We start from the raw sequence: 6,093 nt of genomic DNA on the forward strand, positions 1-6,093 counted from the left end.
AGATATTCACGGAAAAAGGAAAGAAAGAAAAGGGCCAAACAGAAAATAAACTGCATGAACAATTGCAAGAATATGCGTTTTTTCTTTTTATATTGTATTTATTTCCTTGAAATATGCAATATATGGCGTCACTAAACCATCGGTTTGGTGTAATCAAAGCTTCGGTTTGTTTAAAACAAACGCTCTCTTTGGTATAAACAAACCGTTGGTTCCTTTTAAAGGAAGCGGAACTAGGCTTTTGAAGAGGGTATTTAGCGCTATTTTGTCTTTTTCTATTGCTTATTTATAAATAGCAATCTGCTGCATTTCTTGTGAGATGATAGCTATTTGTACTTTTGATTGGCTACTTTTATTGCAACTTGTTTGCTAATAGTACCTATCTTATGTTATTTGCGAAATCTGTAACTCTAAATGGCGGGCGTTTTTCATGAAGTGCAAGGAAACGGCTCGAATGATGAAGAGCAGGACAAGTAAAATATGCAATTCTTCATGTTGGCACTTTTTTCAGCGATCAATGTCATTCTTCTTTTCTGTTCCGATAATTGGCCGGTGATGTTCCCAAATGCGCTTTTACGTATTTCCCGAAAAAGGACTGATTGGGGAAGTTGAACTCTTCGGCAATTTCCTTGATAGACTTTTCCGAACGTTTTAATCGGTATTTGATATGCTCCACGGTAGTTTCGTTAATCAAATCCAACGGAGTCCTGCCACACGCCTGCTTGATGACTTTCGAGAAATGCTTCGGAGTGTAGCAAAGCTCGTTGGCAAAATAGCTCACCGAACGGTGCATCCCCTTGTCCTTCGATAACAGTTCCATGAACTTCCGCAAAATGTAATTCACCTGTTTGATGCCTTCTTTCGAACCTTCCGTGTTGCCGGCAGCTTCCATTTCCTTGTGAAGCTGTCCCAGCATTTCGCAAAAGATAGCGGAAAAGAGATATTGCATCACTTCTTTGTGGTAGCAATGAGGCTCATCGTTTATCTTGGCTATAATTAAATCCCGGTAGAATCCGAAGAAAGTTTTATCCTCCCCGTTGCCAACCGACTTCACCGGATTGTTGTGGATATGAATGGCAGTATTCCACGTTTCCTTTTCCATTTTAATAATACGTTGCAGGAAACGGGTAGAGAATCCGGCAAGCCTGACTTTATATTTAGGACTAAGCATCGTATGACTGATAATCGTGTTGGGTAGACCGAGCAGCAGCTCGCCCGCCTGCAACTTGTAGGTCCGGTAGTTGACGTCCAGCTGGATGCACCCTTCTATACAAACCGCGATGAGAAAACAATTCAGTTTGATTGTATCATTACTATAAGGAGTCCCCTCCAGACTGTTGACTATCGCAAAGTCATCATCTATATAATCAAGGACGTGCTGACTGTCCTTAAAATCCTCTATATCCACCGTAATAATGTTCTCTTTTTCCATGTTCTTTCCTTTTTTACTTTTTGCAAAGTTGGTGAATAATCGGGAAAACAGAATGTCCCATACTTCTTCAGATTTGTTTGATATGTCGTTTATTGCCAAATAGTTAGATATAATAAACGTAAATGGCGAGAATGGGACATTTATGGAGGGAAATTGGTCACTCTTGCCTTGTTCTTTTCTCCTACTTTTGTCCAGGATTTAACAAAAGACCAAAAGAGAAAGTATGATTACAGTAAGCAAAAAATGGATACGGCTGATAGGGATTGTCGGTTGTACAGTGTGGATGGCATCTTGCAAGCAGGCATCGGATGCGGGAGTGAAATCTTCTTCTTATGCAGTAATGCAGATAGAAGCGGTGGATAAGGAATTTTCTTCTTCCTATTCGGCGAGCATACGTGGGCGACAGGATATTGATATTTATCCGCAAGTGTCGGGAACGATTGAGAAACTCTGTGTGACCGAAGGGCAAAAAGTACGCCGCGGGCAATCGCTTTTCATTATCGACCAAGTGCCTTACAAGGCCGCACTGAAAACCGCCACTGCCAATGTGGAAGCAGCACGTGCCGCGCTGGGTACTGCCGAACTGACCTACAAGAGCAACAAAGAACTGTATGCGCAGAAAGTAGTTTCGGAATTCAGCCTGAAAACAGCCGAGAATTCTTATCTCACCGCCAAAGCTCAACTGTCGCAGGCCGAAGCCCAGGAGATCAGTGCCCGCAACAATCTCTCTTATACCGAAGTGAAAAGTCCCAGTGACGGAGTCGTAGGTGCATTGCCTTATCGTGCAGGCGCATTGGTAAGTGCCAATATGCCTTATCCGCTTACTACGGTCAGCGACAACTCGGATATGTATGTCTATTTCTCCATGACCGAGAATCAGTTGCTTGCCCTCACCCGCCAGCATGGTGACATGGACGAAGCCTTGAAGAACATGCCGGAAGTGGAATTGCGCCTCAATGATAATTCGGTTTATGATAAGAAAGGTGTCATCGAATCCATCAGCGGCGTCATCGACCGGCAAACGGGTACTGTGGTGGCGCGCGTGGTGTTTCCCAACGAATCGCGGTTGCTTCATAGCGGAGCCTCGGGCACAGTGGTAGTGCCGAGCATTTATAAAGATTGTATCGCCATCCCGCAGACGGCCACCGTGAAGATGCAGGATAAGACGATTGTATATAAGGTAGTGGATGGGAAGGCTGTCTCTACCCTGATAACAGTGGCCGAAAACAATGACGGGCGCGAATATGTGGTGCTGGACGGACTGAAAGCAGGTGATGAAATCGTATCGGAAGGCGCCGGACTGGTGCGTGAAGGCACGCAAGTTAAATAAGAAAGAGATTGATTATGAAAGGAAATGTGTTTATAAAACGGCCGGTGATGGCTATCTCCATCTCTGTCCTGATTCTGGCCATAGGGCTTATTTCGCTCTTCACGCTGCCGGTGGAGCAATATCCTGACATTGCGCCTCCAACGGTATATGTAACTGCCAGTTATACGGGTGCCGATGCCGAGGCAGTGATGAACAGTGTCATCATGCCACTGGAGGAGAGTATCAACGGTGTGGAAGACATGATGTATATCAGTTCCAGTGCTTCCAATGCAGGTTTGGCTATTATACAAGTTTATTTTAAGCAGGGCACAGACCCCGATATGGCGGCAGTCAACGTGCAAAACCGTGTGGCGAAAGCACAGGGATTGCTTCCGGCTGAAGTAACGAAAGTCGGCGTCAGCACAATGAAGCGGCAGACCAGCTTCTTGCAGATTGGTGCTTTGGTCTGCACGGACGGTCGATACGACCAGACGTTCCTCGCCAATTATCTGGACATCAATGTCATTCCCCAGATTAAACGTATCGAAGGAGTGGGAGACGTGATGGAGCTGGGCGATACGTACAGTATGCGTATCTGGCTGAAACCGGAACGGATGGCGCAATACGGACTGGTTCCGTCGGACATTACCGCCATATTGGGTGAGCAGAACATCGAAGCTCCCACCGGTTCACTGGGCGAGAGTTCGAAGAATGTTTTCCAGTTTACAATGAAATATCGCGGACGCCTCAAAAGCGTGGAAGAATTCCGGAACACGGTTGTCCGTTCGCGGGAAGACGGTTCCATACTTCGCCTGCAAGATGTGGCAGAGGTGGAGTTGGGTACGATGACGTATAGTTTCCGCAGTGAAATGGACAGTCAGCCGGCCGTTCTTTATATGATATTCCAGACAGCCGGTTCCAATGCTACCGCTGTCAACAAAGAAATCACTGCGCAGATAGAGCGGATGGAGAAGAATCTGCCGGCAGGAACGGAGTTCGTTACGATGATGAGTTCGAACGACTTCCTTTTCGCTTCCATACACAACGTGGTGGAGACGCTGATTATCGCCATCATTCTGGTCATCCTCGTGGTCTATTTCTTCTTGCAGGATCTGAAGAGTACGCTGATTCCCTCCATCTCTATCATTGTGTCGTTGGTGGGTACGTTTGCCTGTCTGGTGGCTGCGGGCTTCAGTCTGAACATTCTGACACTGTTTGCGCTGGTGCTTGCCATCGGTACGGTGGTGGATGATGCCATTGTGGTGGTGGAGGCCGTGCAATCCAAGTTCGATGCCGGGTATAAGTCTCCTTACCTTGCCACGAAAGATGCAATGGGTGACGTGACGATGGCTATTGTCTCCTGTACCTGTGTATTTATGGCTGTGTTTATTCCTGTAACCTTCATGGGAGGTACTTCGGGCGTGTTCTATACACAATTCGGTATCACGATGGCAACTGCCGTAGGTATTTCGATGATTTCGGCTTTGACGCTCTGTCCCGCTTTGTGCGCCATCATGATGCGTCCGTCGGACGGAACCAAGAGCGCCAAGAGCATCAACGGACGGGTACGTGCAGCTTACAATGCTTCGTTCAATGCCGTATTGGGTAAATATAAGAGAGGTGTGATGTTCTTCATCCGCCATCGCTGGATGGTGTGGACTTCACTGGCTGTTGCCGTTGCCTTGCTGGTTTACCTGATGAGTACCACTAAAACAGGACTTGTGCCGCAGGAAGACCAAGGTGTCATTATGGTGAATGTCAGCATTTCACCGGGAAGCACGCTCGAAGAAACCACGAAAGTGATGGACCGCCTGGAAAATATCCTGAAAGATACGCCCGAAATAGAACACTATGCCCGCGTAGCAGGATACGGACTGATATCCGGTCAGGGAACTTCGTACGGTACGATGATTATCCGCCTGAAAGACTGGAGCGAGCGAAAGGGCAAGGAGCATAGCTCGGATGCTGTGGTGTCCCGCCTCAACGGACAATTCCAGTCTATAAAGGAAGCACAGATATTCAGCTTCCAGCCTGCCATGATTCCGGGTTACGGTATGGGTAACTCCCTCGAACTGAACCTTCAGGACATGACGGGTGGAGAACTGGCTACGTTCTATGAAGCGGCTATACAGTTCCTCGGTGCTTTGAACGAGCGTCCGGAGGTAGCGATGGCTTATACATCGTATGCTATCAACTTCCCGCAGATATCGGTGGAAGTGGACGCTGCCAAATGTAAGCGTGCGGGAATTTCGCCGAGTGCGGTGCTCGATGCGGTGGGCAGTTATTGCGGTGGCGCGTATATCTCCAACTATAACCAGTATGGTAAAGTATATCGTGTGATGATGCAGGCTTCGCCTGAATACCGCCTCGACGAGCAGGCGCTGAATAATATGTTTGTACGCAATGGTACGCAGATGGCTCCGGTGAGCCAGTTCGTGACGCTGAAGCAAGTGTTGGGACCGGAAACGGCCAACCGTTTCAATCTTTACAGCACCATCACCGCCAATGTAAATCCTGCCGACGGTTACTCCTCCGGCGAGGTGCAGAAAGTGATTGAAGAAGTGGCTGCGCAGTCTTTGCCGGCAGGTTACGGATATGAATATGGTGGTATGGCACGCGAAGAAGCAAGTAGCGGTGGTGCGCAGACGGTTTTCATTTACGCCATCTGTATCTTCCTTATCTATCTGATTCTGGCCTGTCTTTACGAGAGTTTCCTCATACCGTTTGCCGTTATCTTCTCCGTGCCGTTCGGGCTGATGGGGTCGTTCCTTTTCGCCAAAATACTCGGGTTGGAGAATAATATCTATCTGCAGACAGGTGTGATTATGTTGATCGGTTTGCTGGCTAAGACAGCCATTCTGATTACGGAGTACGCCATAGAACGTCGTCGCAAGGGAATGGGTATTGTGGAGTCTGCCTACTCTGCCGCACAAGTCCGCTTGCGTCCTATCCTGATGACGGTGTTGACGATGATCTTCGGTATGCTTCCGCTGATGTTCTCTTCCGGTGCGGGTGCCAATGGCAATAGTTCGCTGGGTACGGGTGTTGTGGGCGGTATGGCTGTCGGGACACTGGCATTGCTCTTTGTCGTTCCGGTTTTCTACATCATCTTTGAGTTTTTGCAGGAGAAAATCCGTAAACCGATGGAAGAGGAACCAGATGTGCAGGTGCTTTTAGAGAAAGAAAAGAGTGAAGTTGAACGCGAACGTAAATAAATGAAAGAAAGAATGAAGAAGAATATCATCACATTAGTTGCCATCAGTCTGTCGTTGAGCGGTTGTGGCATCTATACCAAATACGAACCCGCCACTGTCGTTCCCGACGATCTTTACGGCGGGGGAGGGGGGGCCGAAGA

General features: G+C 47.7%; 3 protein-coding genes. 2 read left to right on the forward strand and 1 reads right to left on the reverse strand.

Features of this window, described 5'->3' with window-relative positions; all coding sequences use genetic code 11:
- Window positions 1-517: 517 nt before the first annotated feature.
- Window positions 518-1,429 carry a helix-turn-helix domain-containing protein gene (locus DWZ47_RS12385; protein ID WP_055235694.1) on the reverse strand — a complete coding sequence of 304 codons (912 nt, stop codon included), beginning with the start codon at window positions 1,427-1,429 and terminating at the stop codon, window positions 518-520.
- 223 nt (window positions 1,430-1,652) lie between these two features.
- Here DWZ47_RS12385 and DWZ47_RS12395 point away from each other — a divergent pair, with 223 nt between their 5' ends.
- Window positions 1,653-2,759, forward strand: coding sequence for an efflux RND transporter periplasmic adaptor subunit (locus DWZ47_RS12395; RefSeq protein WP_044132194.1), 1,107 nt, complete (start codon window positions 1,653-1,655; stop codon window positions 2,757-2,759).
- 14 nt (window positions 2,760-2,773) lie between these two features.
- Window positions 2,774-5,953, forward strand: coding sequence for an efflux RND transporter permease subunit (locus tag DWZ47_RS12400; protein WP_060451107.1), 3,180 nt, complete (start codon window positions 2,774-2,776; stop codon window positions 5,951-5,953).
- Window positions 5,954-6,093: the final 140 nt, after the last annotated feature.

The sequence above is a fragment of the Bacteroides sp. AF32-8BH genome (assembly GCF_003435205.1).
In the GTDB taxonomy this organism is placed as follows: domain Bacteria; phylum Bacteroidota; class Bacteroidia; order Bacteroidales; family Bacteroidaceae; genus Bacteroides; species Bacteroides ovatus.